Consider the following 20,947-nt stretch of genomic DNA (forward strand, 5'->3'; position numbering starts at 1 on the left):
TAGACCTGAATATCTGTGTTTTGCAAGGAAATAAACGAAACCCACAGGTGTATTATAGATGATTCTTTGTAAAACAGACACTAAACAAATAAAAACAACACAAAATATATATTATTTGTTGACAACAAAGATTTATGGAGATACGATGAGAATGTTAATGCTCTCTTTGTAAGCGATACCTTTTATAGAGGTGCCAGAGCCGGTCGGATATTGTGCCCAGAGACCAGCCTGTGGTACCAAAGCGGCATAGAGCTTGAGGCTTGCTAAGAAGAACATTAATCCTGGTAACACCGCAGTAACAAATTGCCTGGGAGGCTGGTCAATCAATGAGTACTCATGTCTATTATGTTCCGTCCACCAACATTATGGGAAAAGGCTGTCTGAAGGAAATCGGTCCTTACATTCAGGAATTGAACTTGAAGAAGGCACTAGTCGTCACCGACAAATTTCTGGTCAAGAGCGGTATCGCGGGCAAATTGCTGGCTGTATTGGATGAAACGGGAATTCAATATGCCCTATATGATGAAGTCAAACCTAATCCTACATGTAAAAATGTTCATGACGGTGTGGATTTTCTGAATTCGCAGGGCTGTGATTATTTGATCTCCATCGGCGGCGGCTCGCCGCAGGATACGGCCAAGGCGATTGGAATTATCGCCACCAATGGCGGGCATATCAAGGAATATGAAGGCGTGCATAAATCCAAGAATAAATCTCTGCCGATCGTAGCCGTCAATACAACCGCTGGCACCTCTGCTGAAGTTACGATCAATTACGTGATTACCGATGAAGAACGCAAAGTGAAGATGGTAATGGTCGACAAAAACAGCATCGCCACCATTTCAGTGAATGATCCCGAGCTGATGATCAACAAACCGGCCGCGCTTACCGCCGCAACCGGAATGGATGCGCTTACGCATGCCATAGAAGCGCTGGTTACACCTGGAGCTTATCCGGTTACTGATGCTACCGCACTGGCTGCGGTTGAACTGATCTTCGCCAATCTGGCCCGGACCGTGAAGAACGGACATGATATTGAAGCCAGGGAGCAAATGGTATACGCCATTTTCCTGGGTGGTCTGGCCTTTAATAATGCCGGGCTTGGCTACGTGCATGCGATGGCGCATCAGCTTGGCGGCGTATATGATCTGCCTCACGGTGTTTGCAATGCAATGCTGCTGCCTTTTGTAGAAGAAGAAAACGCCAAACATGTTCCTGAGAAATTCAGAAGTATTGCCAAAGCTATTGGACTGCAGATCGAAGGCAAAACAGATCAGGAATGTGCGGCATACGTTATTGAATCCATCAAGGAACTGTCCAAGGAAGTGGGCATTCCTTCCAAATTGTCAGAGCTTGGCGTAGATGAAGTCGATCTGGACCTGCTCGCCGAGAACTCAATGAAGGACGCCTGTGCCCCTGGTAATCCTTTCATTCCTACAAAAGAAGAAGTAATTGCCTTGTTCCGCAAAATCCTCTAGAACAACCTTTAAGTTAGGAGAGCTTCTATGAACAAACATATCGCCGTCGATATCGGCGCCTCCAGCGGCAGGCTTGTGCTTGGGACTCTCAGGGACGGCAAGCTGGCCCTGGAAGAGCTTCACCGCTTCAGTAATGGATTCACCGAGCGTGACGGCTCCTGCTTCTGGGATATTGATTATTTGTTCGACCAGATTATTACCGGTCTTCAAAAAGCCAAAGCACAAGGCATCACGGAGTGCACGCTAGGCATCGATACCTGGGCGGTGGATTATGTGCTCCTGGATGCGGATGGAAATCGCATCCAGGAGGTATATGCCTACAGGGATTCCCGTACCGAAGGTATTATGGGGGAAGTGGCTTCGCTCATTCCACCGGAGACAGTATATGCGAAGACGGGGATACAGCAGTTAGCTTTTAATACGTTATACCAGCTGTATGCTCATGACCGGAAAGAACTGGCCGAAGCAGAGCAAATTCTGCTGGTGCCGGATTATCTCTACTATAGATTAAGCGGGCAGAAGATCAATGAGGCTACCAATGCCTCGACAACTCAGATGCTGAATTTGCAGACTGGGGATTTCGATTCTGAACTCCTGTCACTTCTCCACCTGAGAAGAGAGCAGTTTGCCATACTGACAGCTCCAGGAGAGAGCCTCGGATTTATCCAGGAGCCGCTTGTAAGCCGGTATGATCTGCCCCGGTGCGAACTGATATGTGCAGCTACCCATGACACTGCTTCAGCAGTGCTTGGTGTTCCTGTGCAGAGGGGGCGCTCATCCGCATACATTAGCAGCGGCACCTGGTCCCTGCTTGGCGTGGAGCTAAGCCATCCGATCAATAATCCGCAAGCGATGGCCGCCAATTACACCAACGAATGGGGAGCCTTCGACACCTACCGGTTCCTTAAGAACATCATGGGGCTTTGGCTGATCCAGGAAGTACGGCGACTGGATGGAGAACGCTACAGCTTCGCCGAATTGGCCCAGCTAGCTGGTGAAGCCGAGGGCTTCCGCAGCCTAATCCCTTGCAACGATCCGCGGTTCCTTAATCCGGATAACATGATTGATGAGATTCGTGCCGCATGTGCGGAGAGTGGCCAGCCTGAGCCGAAGACGCCTGGACAGCTTGCCCGTTGTATATTCGACAGTCTGGCCTTGTCTTACCGTAGTTACCTACAGGAGCTTGAAGCCCTAACGGGAACGGAGGTAGAGGTGCTGCAAATTGTCGGAGGCGGTGCGAATAATGGACTGTTGTGCCAGCTGACTGCCGATATTACCGGCAGGGAAGTGCTGGCGGGGCCCATAGAGTCAACAGCACTGGGGAATCTCGCAGTTCAACTGATTCACGAGGGCAGTGTGGCCAATATCGTCGAAGCCAGAGAAATCATCGAGAATTCTTTTCCTATTGTATCGTATACTCCTCAACCGGTCCCTAAGCTGCAAGATCTACTAAGGCGCTGGGAGGCCCTTCACGCACCGTTTATCCATTAGTCAGTGTATGCCACAATATTTTTAGGAGGTTGCATCATGGATCAGAGCATCATCAACAGTTATAACGAAGCCAAAAAATTATACGCAGCCCATGGAATCCATGTGGACGAAGTTCTAGAAAAGCTGGCACAGATCAAAGTTTCACTGCACTGCTGGCAAGGGGATGATGTCAAAGGATTTCTTTTTAAAGACAAGGAACTGAGCGGGGGGATTGCTGTAACCGGCAGTTACCCTGGCCGTGCCGGAACACCGGATGAGCTGCGTAAGGATTTGGAAAAGGCCTTGTCGCTGATTCCGGGCAAACACAAGGTGAATCTGCATGCCATTTATGCCGATACGGATGAACAGGTGGATCTGGATGAGCTGGAACCGCGCCATTTTGCACCTTGGGTTGAGTGGGCAAAGGAACAGGGGCTGGGTCTGGACTTCAATCCAACCTGCTTCTCCCATCCCAAAGCGGCTGACGGCTTCACCTTAAGTCATGCCGACGAGGAAATCCGCAGCTTCTGGATCAGGCACTGTAAAGCTTCGCGCAAGATTTCTGAATATTTTGGCCGCGAGCTGGGACAGACCTGTGTGACGAACTTCTGGGTACCGGACGGTTACAAGGATGCTCCCGTAGACCGCCTGTCTCCGCGCGTACGGCTGAAGGAATCTCTCGATGAGGTGTTCAGTGAAGTGATTGATCCTAAGTTCAACATCGATGCGGTAGAGAGCAAGCTGTTTGGGATTGGTTCGGAGAGCTATGTGGTTGGATCTCATGAATTCTATATGGGCTATGGATTAACCCGGGGCAAGGCGATCTGCCTGGACGCCGGACATTTCCATCCGACAGAAGTGATATCCAATAAATTGTCTTCTATTCTGATGTTCAGCGAACAACTGCTGCTTCATGTCAGCCGCCCTGTCCGCTGGGACAGCGACCATGTTGTCACTATGGATGATGAGCTGCTTGAAATCGCACGCGAGCTCGTTCGCGGAGATTTGCTGGGCCGCACGAATATCGGGCTGGACTTCTTTGACGGCAGCATTAATCATATCGCCGCATGGGTGATTGGCACACGTAATACCATCAAGGCACTCCTGCGGGCCATGCTGGAGCCGGTGGCAGAGCTGAAGGCTGTGGAGTTGGCCGGAGATTATACTTCCCGTCTAGCCTTGGTTGAAGAATTTAAGTCTTATCCGTTCGGTGCGGTCTGGGATTATTACTGCGCTTCGCAGAATACACCTGTACGGGAGCAGTGGCTGGTTGAAGTGAAGAGCTACGAGCAGGAAGTGCTGTCCGCCAGATAATGTCTAAGGGGAACCTTAAGGGGTACAGCTAGCATCGCATACAAAGGAGAGATAACATATGAGTACATCCGTAATTGAATCCAAAGGTTATATTGCTTCTGTAGAAGCCCCGTTCATCCAGGAGATGTCGGAAATTACCCATCATATGTGGTCGCTAGGCTGGGATGAGCTGAACGGCGGCAACGTGAGTTACCTGCTGGATGAGGAAGAGGTAGCGAAATATATTAACATCCGAGAGTCTTTACGGACGATTAAGCTGACTTTTCCGGTACAGGAGCTGGCTGGAAAATATTTTATCGTCACTGGTTCGGGCAAATACTTCCGCAATGTGATCAAGGATCCGGAAGCGAATCTGGGCGTCCTTCGTGTCAATGATAATGGAGAGAGTGTTGAAGTACTGTGGGGTCTCCGTAACGGCGCAGTACCGACAAGTGAGCTTGCTTCGCATTTCATGAGCCATATTGAACGTTTAAAGGTCGATCCTGCACATCGCATTGTGCTGCATACTCATGCTACGAATGTCATCGCTATGACGTTCACCCATGATCTGGATGAGCTGAAATTCACCAAAACTCTATGGGAAATGTGCACTGAATGTCTGGTTGTCTTCCCGGATGGCGTTAGTGTCATTCCTTGGATCGTACCAGGCAGCAGTGAAATTGGCCGTGCTACCGCTGACAAAATGAAAGAGTACCGCGTGGTGATCTGGCCGCAGCACGGTATTTTTGTCACCGGCGCAACCATGGACGCTACCTTCGGACTCGTGGAAACGATCGAAAAAGCGGCAATTGTCTATAATCTGATTGGCGGCAGAGAAATCAAGCAGAAGATTACTGACCGGCAATTGGCCGATTTGGCCGCAGCATTCCGCGTAACGCCAAAAGCAGGAATATTGGAATTATAGAATTGCAACGAATCCAGAATCAGGGACATTATCTGAATCTTATCGCCGGACACAGCAGTGAACTGTTGTGTCCGGTTTTTTGGTATGCAGCACCAAAGGAGGGAGAATAGGAGTCCTGCAGCTCCTTCATTTGCTTTTACGAGTGACAACAGGCATAATATGCTTACTTAAAGTAATTATATTAATTAACGGAGGCTGAATATGAACACCGATAAATTGTTTGCCCCATTTCAGGCAGGAAGCTTGTCTCTTGCCAATCGTATCGTAATGGCACCTATGACCCGTGTGTATTCGCCAAATGGCGTCCCGGGAGAAGATGTTGCTGCATATTACCGCCGGCGTGCTGAAGGCGGAGTAGGTCTGATCATCACCGAAGGAACGGCGATTAATCATCCTTCAGCGGTCAGCCACCAGAATATTCCCAATATCCATGGTGAAGCCTCCCTTAAGGGATGGGCAAACGTAGTGAAAGAGGTTCATGCCGCTGGCGGCAAGATCGTACCGCAGCTCTGGCATGTCGGGATGGCCCGTACTATAGGCCAGCTTCCGAATGTAGATGCACTGCCGATAGGACCTTCCGGACTGGATCTGGCAGGCGAGCCGGTTACGGAGCCTATGACCCAGCAGGAAATAGACGGGATTGTCGCTGCCTTCGCCCAGGCTGCTGCCGATGCCAAAGCAGTAGGCTTTGACGGAATCGAGCTTCATGGTGCGCATGGCTATCTGATTGATCAGTTTTTCTGGGAAAAAACCAACAAGCGGACTGATGAGTATGGCGGCGACCTGGAAGCCCGGACGACCTTTGCGGTTCAAATCATTGATGCCTGCCGCCGTGCGGTTGGCCCGGACTTTCCAATTATTCTTCGTTTTTCGCAGTGGAAGAGCGGGGATTATTCCGCTAAGCTGGCTCAGACACCGGAAGAGCTTGCCCGATTCCTTACTCCGCTCAGCAATGCCGGGGTAGATATTTTCCACTGCTCGACACGCCGTTTCTGGTTACCTGAATTTGAAGGCTCCGAGCTGAATCTGGCGGGCTGGACGAAGAAAATCACCGGCAAACCAACCATTACTGTAGGTTCTGTAGGTTTGAACAGTGAGTTCGTAACCGCCGTAACCGAGAAGAATGAAGAAGACAATATTGAACGGTTGCTGGAGAAGCTGGATAAAGCTGAGTTCGATCTGGTCGCTGTCGGCAGAGCGCTTATCAGTGATCCAGCCTGGCCTGCTAAGGTGAAGAGCGGCAGAACAGAGGAGATTATTGCTTTTACTTCCGAATCGACAAAGACTCTGTATTAAAATGTACAAGATATTCTGAAAGTATAGCCGCCCTGATCAGGGCGGTTTTTGTTTTGGCCGTCCAATTACGAGAATGGATGATTTATGCTATAATTTTTACTTGAGTATTACCATTTCAGCCTTGCAGACGCTGCAGAGCTTCAAGAATAAAGGACGTGAAACCATGACAATGGAGAATAACTCACCGGACTTAAAATCCGGCAAGGGTGATTCGAAGGATTACTCGAAATATTTTGATTTTTCTGATGCCAAAGTCATCAGTGAAGAAGAAGGCAAAACCACCTACCGGATCAAGGGCCGCACCGTTCAGATCAATTCCAATCCGGATTACAAGGAAGGCAAACGCCGGGGTAAGCAGGATATTGAAGTCATTGACTTTGAGAATGCGGACACGAACCGGATTATGGAAGAGTTCAGAGAGATCAACCGCCACAAACAGCATTATTACTCCATAGCCACTTACGGCTGCCAGATGAATGAGCATGACACTGAGACGATGAAGGGGCTCCTGGAGCAAATGGGGTATCTTGGCACCGAGGACCGCAATATGGCAGATATCATTCTGCTGAACACCTGCGCCATCCGGGAGAATGCAGAAGATAAAGTATTCGGCGAGCTTGGACACCTGAAGAATCTGAAGCTGGAGAAACCCGGCCTGTTGCTTGGGGTCTGCGGGTGTATGTCCCAGGAGGAGGGTGTAGTCAACCGGATTATGTCCAAGCATGGATTTGTGGATATGATATTCGGTACCCATAACATCCACCGCCTGCCACATCTCGTTAAGGAAGCATATTTTAGCAAAGAGCTCGTCGTAGAGGTCTGGTCCAAGGAAGGCGACATCATTGAGAACCTGCCGAAGAAGCGGGAGGGCATGCGCGCCTGGGTGAACATCATGTATGGCTGCGACAAGTTCTGTACCTATTGTATTGTACCGTTCACGCGGGGCAAGGAGCGCAGCCGCCGTCCTGAAGATGTAATCGCTGAGATGCGGGAACTGGCACGTCAGGGCTTTAAGGAAGTTACGCTGCTGGGACAGAATGTGAATGCCTACGGCAAGGATTTTATAGATATGGACTATACATTCGGGGACCTGATGGACGATATGCGAAAAATAGACATCCCGCGTATCCGCTTCATGACATCGCATCCCCGCGATTTTGACGATAGATTAATTGAAGTGCTCGGTAAAGGCGGCAATCTGACGGAACATATCCATCTGCCGGTCCAATCGGGAAGTACAGCTGTGCTGAAGAAAATGAGCCGTAAATACAGCCGAGAAACGTATCTTGAGCTTGTACGGAAGATCAAAGCCAGCGTGCCTAATGCTGTGCTGACTACGGATATCATTGTTGGCTTCCCTGGTGAAACTGAGGAGCAGTTCGAGGATACCCTGTCACTGGTGCGCGAAGTGGGCTATGATATGGCATATACTTTCATTTATTCTCCGCGTGAAGGAACGCCAGCAGCTTCCATGGAGGATAATGTCCCGCAAGAGGTGAAGAGTGAACGCCTGCAGCGGCTCAATGATCTGATTAAGGAGCAGAGCAGGGTCAGCAATGACCGGATGCTTGGCGAGATCGTAGAGGTATTGGTGGAAGGCGAGAGCAAGAACAATTCCAATGTGCTGTCCGGCCGCAGCCGCGCCAACAAGCTGGTGCATTTTGAAGGGCCGAAGGATTTGATCGGAACCTTTGTTCAGGTTAGAATTACCGATACGAAGACATGGTACATCAAAGGGGATTGCGTAGCTGAAGCTGCGGCAATTCTATAATTATAAAGAAATGGGGCGATAGCAGTGAGCCAGGAAGAACCGCGTTTGAATGAATACGGCATGCAGACCTATAATACCCGTGACCTGATTGTACGTGAAGATATTATGGGAAAAGCCAAAGAGCTTGCCTCACTCATCTCCACGAGCGAAGAAGTAAAGCATTTTCAGCAGGCAGAGCAGAAGATCCAGAATCACGAACGGGTGCAAGGTCTGATCGCTACCATTAAGAAGAAGCAGAAAGAAATTGTGGCGTTCGAAAGCTTCAAGAATAAGGAAATGGTCGCCAAAATCGAACGTGAAATTGAAGTGCTGCAGGATGAGATCGACGGGATTCCAGTCGTGAATGAATTCCAGCAAAGCCAGAGCGATATCAACTATCTACTGCAGCTTGTGATTTCGGTGATCCGCGATACCGTTTCGGAGAAAATCAATGTAGAAGCGGGTACCGAAGCGCCTCCTTCGACCTGTGGTGATTAATTTCAAGAAGATCCACTTATTAAATATGCTGGGGCAAAGGATGATTCATTGTGAGCGAGAACGGGGAACAAACCTATAACGTCAAAAAATACCGCACGCCGGACGGGGTCCCGGCCGATATTGTCATGTTTACACTGACCAAGCGCGAGCGGAAGACCGTCACCAAGACGCTTCCGCTGCGTGAACTGAAGGTCATGCTCGTGAAACGCAAAAAATGGCCATGTGCAGGGATGTGGGCATTGCCGGGCGGATTTTGCCAGGAAGATGAATCCATCTACGATGCCGCGACCCGTGAACTGAAGGAAGAAACCGGTGTGGACGGCGGGCATTTGGAATATCTGGGCGTCTACAGCAAGCCCGGACGCGATCCGCGCGGATGGATTATCAGCCATGCTTTCTTTGCATTAGTGGAAGAATGGATGCTGGAACATAGACAAGCTTCTGATGATGCGGGAGAGGTTGGGCTGTTCACGCTGCAGGAGGCGCTTGAGGAGCTTGAGCTTGCTTTTGACCACCATGACATTATTAAAGATGCATATTTGCGGATTCAGCAGCAAATGCTGCAGACGACAATTGCCAGGCAGTTTCTGCCCCATCATTTCACTCTGAGTGAGCTGTATCAGGTGATCCAGACTGTAGTGCCTGAATTCAAGGAGCCCAATTTCATCCGCAAAATCACTTCAACCCGCAGCCGTCAGGGTATATTAAAGGAAGTACGGGATGAAGCCGGCAATCCGGTAAGCTCCAACCAGTATTCGCAGCGTCCGGCACAGCTCTATATGTTCACGGATCATGAGCCTTTGTTATCAATCTATACCTAGGGAGGGATAGCAGTAATGAGAGCTTTGATCGTAATTGACTTCACGAATGATTTTGTAGATGGCAGTCTGCCTGTGGGGCAGCCTGGTATTGATATCGCACCTCGGATCAGCGAGCTAACTCAGGCTTTCGTGGACAACGGGGATTATGTGGTGATGGCTGTGGATCTGCATGAAGAGAATGATCCTTATCATCCGGAGAGCAAGCTCTTTCCGCCACATAATCTGCGGGATACTAAGGGGCGGGAGCTGTACGGCAGTCTGAAAGATGTGTACGAACAGAACCAGGATTCAATCGATTGGATGGATAAAACACGTTACAGCGCCTTTTGCGGTACAGAACTGGAACTGAAGCTGCGTGAACGTGGGATTACAGAGCTGCACCTGATCGGAGTATGCACAGATATCTGTGTCCTGCATACGGCAGTGGATGCCTATAACAAGGGTTTCAGTATTGTCGTTCATAAGGATGCAGTGGCCAGCTTCAATCCGGAAGGCCATAACTGGGCGCTTGGACATTTCACCGGAAGCCTCGGAGCGACAGTAGTTGCAGCAGAATAACCAAATCGCACACCACTCACAGAGCACCAGAGAAAAGCTAGGAGATGAGGATTTTGAGGAGAGAACTTGCTCTACATACAGACAAATATCAAATCAATATGATGTACGCCCATTGGGTGAACGGAAGCCATAAGCGCAGAGCGGTGTTTGAAGCCTACTTCCGCAAGCTCCCCTTTGGTAATGGTTTTGCCGTATTCGCCGGGCTGGAGCGCATAACCCAGTATATCGCCGAGTTGCGCTTTACGGAGGATGATATCCGCTATCTGTCGGAGCAGGAAGAGAATTATGCCCCTGCTTTTCTTGAAGAGCTGCTGCAGTTCCATTTCCAAGGGAGCATTCATTCTATGAAAGAGGGTGCCCTGGTTTTCCCGGATGAGCCGCTTATTCGCGTCGAGGGTACGATTATGGAGGCGCAGCTGGTAGAAACGGCGATCCTGAACTTCATGAACTACCAGACACTGATTGCCACTAAGGCCTCGCGGATTAAGCAGGTGGCTCCAAAGGATACACTGCTGGAGTTCGGTACACGCCGGGCACAGGAAGCGGATGCAGCTGTCTGGGGTGCACGTGCAGCTTATGTGGGAGGCTTCCACGCAACCTCGAATATGCTGGCCGGCAAAAAGTTCGGCATCCCTACGAAGGGAACCCATGCCCACTCCTGGGTACAGAGCTTTGCCAGTGAGCAGGAGGCCTTCGATGCCTACGCCAAGGTAATGCCGGATGGTGTTACCCTACTGGTAGACACGTTCGATACGCTGCGCAGCGGTGTGCCGCATGCCATTAATACAGCCAAGATGCTGGAGGCGGCAGGCAAACGGATGAACGGTATCCGGCTGGACAGCGGTGACTTGGCGTATCTGTCTATCCAAGCTCGCAAAATGCTGGATGATGCGGGTCTGGATTATGTGAAAATTGTGGCCTCGAATGATCTGGACGAAAATACGATTATGAACTTGAAATCCCAGGGTGCGGCTATAGATACGTGGGGTGTCGGCACACAACTCATCACGGCTTCGGATCAGCCCTCCCTGGGCGGTGTATATAAGCTTGTTGAGATTGAATCACCTTCCGGTGAAATGGTTCCGACGATCAAGATTTCATCCAACCCGGAGAAAGTATCCACGCCAGGCAAAAAGGATGTTTTCCGGATCATTGGCCCCAAAGGAAAAGCTCTGGCTGACTATATCAGCTTCCCCGGGGAGAAAGAGCCGCAGAGTGGTGCCCGTCTGAAGCTGTTCAATCCGCTTCATCCTTATTTGCAGAAGTATGTGGAGAAATATAAAGCTTTGCCGATGCTGGAGCCGATCTTCGTAAACGGGTTCCAGGTCTATACGTTGCCAGATCTGGATGAAATCCGCCGCTATCATCAGGAACAGATTGATTTGTTCTGGCCGGAGTATCTGCGTAAGTTGAATCCCGAGGTATACCGCGTGAATCTCAGTGAGCAGGTATGGAAACGCAAGCAGCAACTGATAGCGGAGCATATGATGCCGGATCCGAATGATGAACTTAGCTGACAACTGGTAGTAAGTAAAAGACAGCGAGGCTGTTCCTGGAGTAGATCTTCTACTCAGGAGCAGCCTTTTTTTGGATACTGTCAAAATTCATAGGACAGGTCTCTGACCTGTGATAAATATCATGATTTATGTGATAAATTTAACATCTTAATTTTTAATTTTATTGCTAAATTAAGGGTGACATTGGTTCCACATTGGACTTGGGAAGTGCGGATTAACACACAATATTCACATTTAGACATTTTTATGGCAGATTACCTTCTATTAAAGTAACGCAGCACTGTCGTGTATAAAGAAATCGATTGAAATCCATAAATAAATGTGATTCCTGAGGCGTGGAAAATGCAAGATATGTCACTTCGCGACTGACAATTTCAAGTTACAATCGTTGAAAAAGTCATAAGGATGTTATTCTACTTGACACAAAGAAAGGGGTTATGTCGGTGGTACAATTACCAATCGTCAATGATCTCGGATTTTTCGAGATTCGTCTGGAGTCCATTGGAGGCTTAGGTGCGAACCTTGCGGGTAAGATGCTCGCTGAAGCAGGTGTAGTGGGGGCGGGCCTTAATGGCGTCAGTTTCTCTTCGTACGGCTCGGAGAAGAAGGGTTCTGCAGTTAAAGCGCATATCCGCTTCTGTGATCTGAACACACATATCCGCGATACCTCACCTGTGGAACGTCCGCATGTGGTGGGTGTGTTCCATGAAGCGCTGGCCAAGACAGTCAATGTGACTAGCGGGATTCTTGAAGAGAGCACCGTACTGGTGAATTCGGCCAAATCGCCGGAGGAACTGAAAGAGCTGCTGAAGATGAAAGCCGGAACCATTGCCGTAATCGATGCAACAAGCATTGCACTGAAAGAGAAGAATCGGGTAAATATGGCGATGTTAGGCGCGTTGTTCCGGCTGTGTCCATTTCTGGATACCGCAACGATGAAGGACGTGATTCAGAAGTCTCTAGGCAAAAAATACCCTCAGGCTGTCGAGTCTGCCATTACAACGTTTGACCGCGGCTATAATGAAGTGAACCCTATGCGATTTGAGCTGGCAGCAGGGGATACGATGCCTGAATATGTCCGTTCCGATATCGGCGTTCTGGGATATGATACGCAGCCGATCGGCGGCTCGATAATTAATCCAGGCAGCACATTCCTGAAGAACCTCAGCATCTCACGTTCCGGCATGATCCCTGCGTATGAGAACGAATCCTGCATTCATTGCGCTCAGTGCGATACAGTATGTCCGGACCAGTGTTTTGTATGGGAAGAACGGATCGACCGCAAGGGCCGTTCGCAAATGTTCCTGACGGGCATTGATTATCAATATTGCAAGGGTTGCTTGAAATGTATAGACGCCTGCCCGACCTCAGCGTTATCAAGCCAGCGTGAGAAGGAAGGCTATGCTGACAGCCACACGGTACACCACACATTTGATCTGATTACACAGCTTTAATTCTTGAAGAAAGGTGGAATGAATAATGGCTATAGATTATGAAAAAGAAGTAGGCTCCGCCAAAGTGGAGCAGAAATTCCTATATGAATCCGGTAACGAAATGGCTGCATATGCCGCCCATCAGATCAATTATCATGTCATGGGCTATTTCCCGATTTCACCTTCCACAGAAGTAGCCCAGTTCCTGGACACGATGAAAGCCAGCGGTCAGCATGACATCATGCTTGTACCTTCAGATGGTGAACATAGCTCCGCAGGGATCTGTTACGGCGCATCTACTGCAGGCGGACGAGTATTCAACGCCACCAGTGCCCAAGGATATATGTTTATGCTGGAGCAATTGCCTGTACAAGCAGGTACCCGTATGCCAATGGTAATGAACCTGATCTGCCGCTCGATCTCCGGTCCGCTTAATATTCACGGGGACCACTCCGATTTATATTTTGCCCTGAACACCGGATGGCCGATTCTGATGTGCCGTGATCCTCAGTCTGTCTATGATATGAATCTGATGGCGTTGAAGCTGGCTGAACACGCCAAGGTCCGTCTTCCGGTAATGGTTGCTTCAGATGGTTATTTCACTTCTCACCAGAAGCGGCGTGTACAAGCTTTTGCCCATCGGGAGGATGTTCATAAGTTTGTAGGCGAACAGCCGCCTACTGGCTTTACAGACACCTTAGACCGTAACAATCCTGTTACGGTAGGCCCTTACATGAACGAACCGGATTATATCAATAACCGTTACCAGCAATCTGTTGCCATGTACAATGCCGGTGAAGTATTCGAAGAGATTGCCCAGGAATTCGCAGAACTGACTGGACGCCACTATCCGATGATCGAGCAGTACCGGATGGAGGATGCCGATGTTGCCGTGTTCCTGATGAACTCTGCTTCGGAGATTATCAAAGATGTTGTCGACCAGCTTCGTCTGCAAGGGATCAAAGCCGGAGCGATCTCCCCTAACATGATCCGCCCCTTCCCGCAGAAGCAAATCGCTGAAGCATTGAAGAATGTGAAGGCTATTACGGTTGGAGACCGTGCAGATTCTGTAGGTGGACACGGCGGTAACATGGTCAATGAAATTAAGGCAGCCCTATTCACATATGGCAACACTACCACTAAGGTAATCAGCCGCATCTATGGATTAGGCGGTAAGGATTTCTACGCTGAAGACGGGCATCATTTCTTCCAGCTGGCAATGGATGCTGTAGCTGCCGATCGTGTGGAAATTCCTTTTGACTACTATGGCCACAATCCAGGTTCACCGGACCAAGCACCGAAGCGCTTGCTGAAGCCGATGAACTTTGAATCCCTCAAGACAGGTCTAATCACTGTGAAGCAGAACGAAGAGACTGGCAAGCTTAGCGTGAAGGTACCGCCAATCCGCAGCCTGATGAAGAAACCAAGACGTTTGTCACCGGGTCATGGTGCCTGTCCGGGCTGTGGGATTTTCTCCGGTCTGGAGCTATTCTTCAAAGGAATTGAAGGAGACATTGTAGCCCTGTATCACACAGGGTGTGCGATGGTTACAACTACCGGCTATCCATATTCCGCCCATAAGTCGACCTTCATCCACAACCTGTTCCAGAACGGTGCAGCTACGTTGTCCGGTGTCGTGGAAATGTTCTGGGAACGCAAACGCCGCGGAGAACTAGATGGATTGGGACTTCAGGAGGACTTCACCTTTGTCATGGTAACTGGTGACGGGGGCATGGATATCGGTATGGGTCCAGCTATTGGTGCTGCCTTACGCGGCCATAAGATGATTATTGTAGAGTATGACAACGAAGGATATATGAATACTGGCGCCCAGCAGTCGTATTCCACACCGCTCGGCCATCGTACTTCAACTTCAAGCATCGGCAAGACACAGCAGGGTAAAGTTACGCAGCATAAGGATACCGCTCAGATCATGGCGGCCACTAACATCCCTTATGTATTTACTGGTTGTGAGGCATATCCGCAGGATCTGCTCAAAAAAGCAGCCAAAGCCCAGTGGTATGCACAGAATGAAGGGCTGGTCTACGGCAAGATTCTTATTGCATGCCCGCTGAACTGGATGAGTGAAGATAAAGATGGAACTAATATTGTGTCACTGGCCGTGGAATCCTGTTTCTTCCCGCTCTACGAAGTAGAACAGGGCACGACAACGATAACGTACAATCCAGAGGAAAAGGACAAACGTGTGGAAGTCGCTGCATGGCTGAAGACGATGGGCAAAACCAGACATCTGCTGAAGCCTGAGAACGAGCCTGCTCTGCGGAGCTTCGAAGGTGAAGTACAACGCCGCTGGAATCGTCTCAAAGCCAAACACGAGCACCCGGATTTGTAGGACTTATAACATCTGTGCCGATAATACCCATAATAAATGCACAAGCCTGGCAGAATTTATCTGCTGGGCTTTTTTTTGGATCATGGTTGTGTATTAAGTGGAGAACGTAGAACGTCACAAGGCCGGAATTCCGTTTAATCAAAAAAGTAGCATACATCAGAATAACTATTTAATAAAACACTTTTATAAAGTATTATAATAAGTGGGGTGAAGAAAAATGAAGAATATCGGAGGCAACGCTCTGGTTATTAAAGAAGTGAATATCAACCTGGTGCGGGGAGTGCTGAAAGAACATAAACAGGTTACCAAACGGCAGATTGCCGAGGAAACTGGGCTAAGCATCGTTACAGTCAGTACAGTACTGGAGTTTCTGATCCGGCATTCGGAAGTTAAGGCGGCAGGGCAAATTTCGTCCAGTGGAGGCAGGCCTGCCCAGCAGTACATATACAATGATGAGCATGTTCTGGCACTTATCATGTTCCCGTTTGAAGAGCTTGGAGGCATCAGTATCAGGTGTACTGTAGTTACACTCATCGGGCGCTGTCTGTATCAGGTGAACAGGCAGGTATCTAGAGTAGATCTAGCCTGCTTTGAAGCTATTATAGATGAATTGTTAGTGCTCTATCCGGCTATAGAGGCCATAGGCTTTGGATTACCCGGTGCAGAAGCGGATGGCAGGCTGGTGGTCTCTGATTATGAAGCTCTGCGCGGTATAGCTGTTGCAGAGTATTTCAGGCAGCACTATCATAAGCGGGTTATGATCGAAAACGATGTGAATGCTGCGGCTATCGGTCACTTCAGCAGGTTTGAGATGAAATCGGAGGGTTCAGCTGTCTATTTGTACTTTCCTGACCGATTTCCACCAGGAGCTGGGATGATTATTAATGGCCGGCTATATAAAGGAAGAAGCGGATTTGCCGGGGAAGTGGCCAATATTCCTCTGGGCATTTCATGGGACAGCTGTGAGTGGCAGTCTACGCCGGCGAAGCTGACGGATGCCGTGTCCAAGCTGGCTGTTGCGGTCAGCAGCGTGCTAAATCCTGATACAATCGTACTATATGGAAGTTTTTTGAAGGAGGGACATCTGAGTCTCATAACGGAACAATGTGCAGCACTACTGCCGTCAGGGATGGTTCCTTGTGTAGTGCTCAGTACGGATTTTGCCGGGGATTATTTAGAAGGAATGATCGTTTCAACACTTGCAACTCTGGAGACAGGGCTGCGATTGACCAAATCTGAAGCATAGGCGGTTGACATCCATGGCTACAATTTTTCTGATTATTATTTATTTGGCTTTTATTAGTCTTGGCTTGCCGGATTCGATGATTGGTGCAGCCTGGCCGATGATGCGTCCCGACTTTGGGGCACCGGTGGATGCTGCGGGACTGCTATCCATGATCGTTGTCGCAGGTACAATCGTCTCCAGCCTGGCTAGTGGCGTAGTGCTGCAGAAGCTCGGTACGGGGAAGGTGACTTTTATCAGCGTTGCTGTGACGGCACTCGCTTTGCTCGGCTTTACTTATTCCCCTTCGATCATTTGGCTGGCAGTATTGTGCTTTCCACTAGGACTCGGTGCCGGCTCCATTGATACCGGGCTGAACAATTATGTGGCTACCCACTACAAGGCCCATCACATGAGCTGGCTTCATTGCTTTTGGGGTGTAGGCGCTATGCTGGGTCCAATTATTATGTCGCGTTACATTGCAGCTGGTGATTCTTGGCGGCATGGTTTTTTGACGGTCAGCCTGATTCAGTTCGTGCTGGTGATTCTGCTGTTCATTGCACTTCCCCTCTGGAAAAGGGCCGAACCTGCAGATCAGGCCCAGGCTATAGAATCTCAGCAGGAGATCATCTCACCGCAGATTCCTGTGGCAGGTGTGCTGCGCATCAAGGGTGTGAAGCTGGCGCTGATTACCTTTCTTTTTTACTGTGGGGTAGAAGCGACGCTTGGGCTCTGGGGCAGCAGCTTTCTGGTCAATGAGAAGGGATTATCGGCGGCAACCGCTGCAGGTTGGGTGTCTCTTTATTACGGAGGAATTACGGTGGGGAGACTTGTCACAGGATTTGTCACCTTCAGGTTCAATAACCGCCAGCTCATTCGTACGGGTATTCTGATTTCGCTGCTTGGTGCGCTGCTTCTGTTACTGCCTTTGCCGGCTGTGTATTCCTTATTTGGATTTATTCTTGTGGGTCTTGGTTCAGCCCCGATCTTTCCATGTATGCTACATGAGACACCCGCCCGCTTCGGGAAGGAGCAGTCCCAGAGAATTATGGGTTACCAAATGGCAATGGCGTATACGGGAGGTGCATTTTTACCGCCTTTATTAGGATGGATTGCCGCCCGCAGCTCGTTTGTGATTCTTCCGTTTATGCTTGTGGGATATATTGTTATAATGCTTATTAGCTCAGAGAAGATCAACGCTGTAATGAACAAGCGGAAAGATGAGGTGTCCATGTGATGAGAGCAGTGGATTGGCAGAGTGGAGAGTGGAGCAATCAACCAGTCACCGCCAAGGTTCAGGATGGAGCATTCGTTGTGGAAGCAGCAGAAGGCAGTGATTACTGGGAAAAAACAATGTACGGCTTCCAGCATGACAACGGACATGCACTCCTGGCTCCTTGGGAGGATAGTGATGCGGTAGAGGTCAGCTTTTCACTGCAGGGGTTTACAGAGCTGTACGACCAGGCGGGGATCATGCTGTGGCTTAACTCCACGGTATGGATCAAAGCAGGTATTGAGCTGAATGACGGTGTGCCGCATATTGGTGCGGTTGTGACTGACGGATATTCCGACTGGTCGTTGTCGCCTGTACCGGAATGGACCGGTGAGGTGATCACGATGCGGGCTTCACGGATGAATGATGCGGTTGTGATCAGGGCCAGAACAGAGAAACACCCTTGGCGTACCATCCGGGTGGCGCGTTTTCCCTATGAAGCTGGTAAAAAGGCAGGTCCATTTATCTGCGCCCCTACCCGTTCCGGACTCAAGGTATCATTCTCGCGCTGGGTGAATACAGCACCCGATACGGATATACACGCAGATCCTCCTGTGGAGTGAAGTTGCTTCGGTCCGTTCGCCTTAGATTCGACAGCTGTCAAGGATCACCTGACTAATTGGGATCATTTCGTTTTGCCGAGCGTTTAACTGCAGGCCGGTGTGAGCATCCGTGGAACGGAAGCTATACCGGCCTTTTCTTATAAAGTGAATGGGAATCACCGTTGAACTTCTCTCCTACGAACGTTTATAAATCTCCCGCATGACATGTCTTAACTCGGGGACAATCAGCCGCTCCATAGCGAGCTTGATCGCACCGGTAGAACCGGGCATGGAAAAGACTGCCGTGTTACCGATAGTGCCGGCAATGGCCCGGCTGAGGATAGCTGCGGAGCCAATGTCTTCGGTGAAGCTAAGCAGCCTGAAGATCTCACCGAAGCCCGGAAGTGTTTTGTCCAATAATGAAGCCACAGCTTCATAAGTGGTGTCCCGCGGAGAGATTCCCGTACCCCCAGTCAAGAGCACGGCTTCGATGCCCGAGTGAACGGAGCTTTTATAGACCAGTTCACGGATATCTTCATAATCGTCCTTGACGATCGTACTGCCGGTAACTACATATCCTGATGCTTCGAGCATACTTCTAATCAGTGCGCCTCCGGTATCGGTTTCCGGTGTGCGGGTGTCAGAGACCGTAATAACATAACAGGACACACTTTGGGGCGCTTCGCGCCGGTGTTCATCAACGGATGACAGGCAGACCAACTCCTATTTGATCGATTTATTCCCATGATAGGGGATTGCCTTGACAAAGACAAGCTAGCGGAGCAGGCCCACAAGTAAATCCTATACTTCAGCTGTTATCTTGCACCGAAAAGGTACTTGTAGTACACTCGCTACCAGAACCGAATTTTGTCAGGGAGAGATGAAACATGGAACAGGCTATGCCAGTTTATATATTGTCAGGATTTCTAGGGAGCGGCAAAACAACATTGCTGCAACGCCTATTGGACCATTGGAAAAGCCAGGGCCTCAAACCGGCCGTAGTCATGAACGAGCTGGGCGAGGTGAATCTGGACGGTCTGCTGGTAGAGCAGTCGGTGCCTATGGCGGAAATGCTCGGCGGGTGTATCTGCTGTTCCATCCGGGGTGACCTTAGTACAGAGCTTGCTACACTGATTAAAAAAGAATCACCGGATGTTGTTGTCATTGAAGCAACTGGGGCAGCCAATCCGCTTGAGATCGTAGACGCAGTTACTGAAACCTCGTTGTATCAATTGGTGGAACTGAAAGGTCTGATTACCGTTGTTGATGCAGCGCATCTGATTGAACTGTACCGCTCCCAGCAGGGTGCGACCTACCGGCTGATGCAGGAGCAAATCCGCTGTGCTTCAGTCCTGATACTGAACAAGACTGACCGGGTGACGAAGGAGGAAGCGGAAGAAATCACTGTAATTCTGCGGAAATGGAACGCTTATGCGGAAATACTGCCTGCTGTACGCTGCGAGCTTGAGCCTGAAGCGTTACTGGAAGGTATGGGAGGCGTTCATACCGAGGCTCGCTATGAAGTTGACGATGAGCTTCTGCAGGAGTCGGAGAGTCAAGTTGAACTTGCGGGGGGGAATCCGGAATTGGAGGGTGTAACGCATTCGTCTCATGACCATGTGATGGCTTACACACATTACTTCAAACGTCCTGTGAACAGCGAGGAATTCGAGCAGTTTGTCAAAGAGCTCCCACGGGATGTCTACCGTGCAAAAGGGATTGTTACATTCAGCGATACTTCCAGCCGCTTTCTCTTCCAGTATGCCTATAGAGAGGCGGATTTCATGAAAATCACACCTCAGGGTGAAGTGCCGGATGTGGCGGTATTCATCGGAGAGCACTTTTCTTCCAGTGAGCTACGGACCCGTCTTCTCCAACTGGAGAAGCGAATTATGACTAGACCTGCGGCTGTTAAAAGAAGTCTCTAAAAGGACTTCTTCCGGTAGAAGAATGGTTCGTTGGAGTTCCTGCAGGTTAATACATAGGCATACCCTATTAAAATTGCAGGAGGTAAAAGGCTATGACCCGAATTCAATATCAGGAGTGCATCGATGCTTGTATTCAAACCATGAATGCCTGTAACTATAGCTACGTCTCAAGCCTAAAAGAATACGATCTTGCCTCATTACGTGAAAGTATGATTCTGGACCGGGAGTGTGCTGATATTTGTTCTTTTGCCGTCCAGGCCATGACCCGTCAAAGTCCTTTCGCAGCAGAAATTCTCCGCCTGTGCGCAGAAATCTGTGAAAAATGTGCAGCAGAGAGCAGCAAACATCTACATACCCATTGTCAGGCATGTATTGATTCCTGCCGAGCCACTGCGATAGCCTGCCGGTTGATTAGTGACGCAGTAGAGGTATATGCTTAAATCGATTTCAAATTATTTATATATTTTATTCTAGCTGAGATTATCCAAGGTTCCAGTTAGATATTCCAAGACCAGAGGCTCCCGCAGTCCATACTGTGGAGTTCTGGTTTTTTTGCTGTAATGATGAAGCATTCTATCAGGTTAAAAAGG

The 20,947-nt window shown here is 49.4% G+C and carries 18 protein-coding genes; 17 read left to right on the plus strand and 1 reads right to left on the minus strand.

All coding sequences use genetic code 11. The annotated features are described in order from the left end of the window. Positions 1-326: 326 nt before the first annotated feature. From ACAN54_RS05835 to ACAN54_RS05905, 15 genes are all read left to right on the plus strand, one after another. Positions 327-1,478 carry an iron-containing alcohol dehydrogenase gene (locus ACAN54_RS05835; protein WP_379151653.1) on the plus strand — a complete coding sequence of 384 codons (1,152 nt, stop codon included), beginning with the start codon at positions 327-329 and terminating at the stop codon, positions 1,476-1,478. Positions 1,479-1,505: 27 nt separating this feature from the next. Further along, positions 1,506-2,969 carry a rhamnulokinase gene (gene rhaB, locus ACAN54_RS05840; RefSeq protein ID WP_379151655.1) on the plus strand — a complete coding sequence of 488 codons (1,464 nt, stop codon included), beginning with the start codon at positions 1,506-1,508 and terminating at the stop codon, positions 2,967-2,969. Between the two features lie 36 nt (positions 2,970-3,005). Beyond that, positions 3,006-4,262 carry an L-rhamnose isomerase gene (gene rhaA / locus ACAN54_RS05845; RefSeq protein WP_379151659.1) on the plus strand — a complete coding sequence of 419 codons (1,257 nt, stop codon included), beginning with the start codon at positions 3,006-3,008 and terminating at the stop codon, positions 4,260-4,262. A gap of 58 nt (positions 4,263-4,320) precedes the next feature. Further along, complete coding sequence (gene rhaD, locus ACAN54_RS05850; protein WP_379151662.1) at positions 4,321-5,166, plus strand: rhamnulose-1-phosphate aldolase; 846 nt, start codon at positions 4,321-4,323, stop codon at positions 5,164-5,166. Between the two features lie 201 nt (positions 5,167-5,367). Further along, complete coding sequence (locus ACAN54_RS05855) at positions 5,368-6,462, plus strand: NADH:flavin oxidoreductase (RefSeq protein WP_379151665.1); 1,095 nt, start codon at positions 5,368-5,370, stop codon at positions 6,460-6,462. Between the two features lie 163 nt (positions 6,463-6,625). Further along, positions 6,626-8,233 (plus strand): tRNA (N6-isopentenyl adenosine(37)-C2)-methylthiotransferase MiaB, encoded by a 1,608-nt coding sequence (gene miaB / locus ACAN54_RS05860; RefSeq protein ID WP_379154092.1) that lies wholly within the window; start codon positions 6,626-6,628, stop codon positions 8,231-8,233. Between the two features lie 60 nt (positions 8,234-8,293). Then, a complete protein-coding gene (locus ACAN54_RS05865; RefSeq protein ID WP_379154094.1) occupies positions 8,294-8,710 on the plus strand; it encodes a YlbF/YmcA family competence regulator in 417 nt (138 codons plus the stop codon). 50 nt (positions 8,711-8,760) lie between these two features. Next, on the plus strand, positions 8,761-9,531 hold the full coding sequence (locus tag ACAN54_RS05870) for an NUDIX domain-containing protein (RefSeq protein WP_379151669.1): 771 nt from the start codon (positions 8,761-8,763) through the stop codon (positions 9,529-9,531). A gap of 15 nt (positions 9,532-9,546) precedes the next feature. After that, positions 9,547-10,089 carry a cysteine hydrolase family protein gene (locus ACAN54_RS05875; RefSeq protein WP_379151672.1) on the plus strand — a complete coding sequence of 181 codons (543 nt, stop codon included), beginning with the start codon at positions 9,547-9,549 and terminating at the stop codon, positions 10,087-10,089. Positions 10,090-10,133: 44 nt separating this feature from the next. Continuing rightward, positions 10,134-11,606: a nicotinate phosphoribosyltransferase gene (locus ACAN54_RS05880; protein WP_379151675.1), complete on the plus strand. Its 1,473-nt coding sequence runs from the start codon at positions 10,134-10,136 to the stop codon at positions 11,604-11,606. A 443-nt stretch (positions 11,607-12,049) separates the two neighbouring features. Further along, on the plus strand, positions 12,050-13,060 hold the full coding sequence (locus ACAN54_RS05885) for a 2-oxoacid:acceptor oxidoreductase family protein (protein WP_379153443.1): 1,011 nt from the start codon (positions 12,050-12,052) through the stop codon (positions 13,058-13,060). 25 nt (positions 13,061-13,085) lie between these two features. Beyond that, entirely contained in the window at positions 13,086-15,392 is a 2,307-nt protein-coding gene (locus ACAN54_RS05890; protein ID WP_379151681.1) for a thiamine pyrophosphate-dependent enzyme, read from the plus strand. Positions 15,393-15,609: 217 nt separating this feature from the next. Then, positions 15,610-16,638, plus strand: a complete 1,029-nt coding sequence (locus tag ACAN54_RS05895) for an ROK family transcriptional regulator (RefSeq protein WP_379151683.1) — start codon at positions 15,610-15,612, stop codon at positions 16,636-16,638. A gap of 13 nt (positions 16,639-16,651) precedes the next feature. After that, the gene (locus ACAN54_RS05900) at positions 16,652-17,851 is read left to right on the plus strand and encodes an MFS transporter (RefSeq protein WP_379151686.1); all 1,200 of its coding nucleotides are present in this window, start codon (positions 16,652-16,654) and stop codon (positions 17,849-17,851) included. Next, positions 17,851-18,450 carry a DUF1349 domain-containing protein gene (locus ACAN54_RS05905; RefSeq protein ID WP_379151688.1) on the plus strand — a complete coding sequence of 200 codons (600 nt, stop codon included), beginning with the start codon at positions 17,851-17,853 and terminating at the stop codon, positions 18,448-18,450. Before ACAN54_RS05900 ends, ACAN54_RS05905 begins: the two co-directional genes overlap by 1 nt. Positions 18,451-18,624: 174 nt before the next feature. Here the strand turns inward: ACAN54_RS05905 and ACAN54_RS05910 are convergent, their stop codons facing one another. Continuing rightward, entirely contained in the window at positions 18,625-19,140 is a 516-nt protein-coding gene (locus ACAN54_RS05910; RefSeq protein ID WP_379154096.1) for a MogA/MoaB family molybdenum cofactor biosynthesis protein, read from the minus strand. A gap of 176 nt (positions 19,141-19,316) precedes the next feature. Here ACAN54_RS05910 and ACAN54_RS05915 point away from each other — a divergent pair, with 176 nt between their 5' ends. Together ACAN54_RS05915 and ACAN54_RS05920 are read left to right on the plus strand one after the other, a co-directional pair. After that, complete coding sequence (locus ACAN54_RS05915) at positions 19,317-20,357, plus strand: CobW family GTP-binding protein (protein WP_379151692.1); 1,041 nt, start codon at positions 19,317-19,319, stop codon at positions 20,355-20,357. A gap of 92 nt (positions 20,358-20,449) precedes the next feature. Continuing rightward, the gene (locus tag ACAN54_RS05920) at positions 20,450-20,797 is read left to right on the plus strand and encodes a four-helix bundle copper-binding protein (RefSeq protein ID WP_379151695.1); all 348 of its coding nucleotides are present in this window, start codon (positions 20,450-20,452) and stop codon (positions 20,795-20,797) included. Positions 20,798-20,947 lie beyond the last annotated feature (150 nt).

Source organism: Paenibacillus diazotrophicus, from assembly GCF_042610465.1.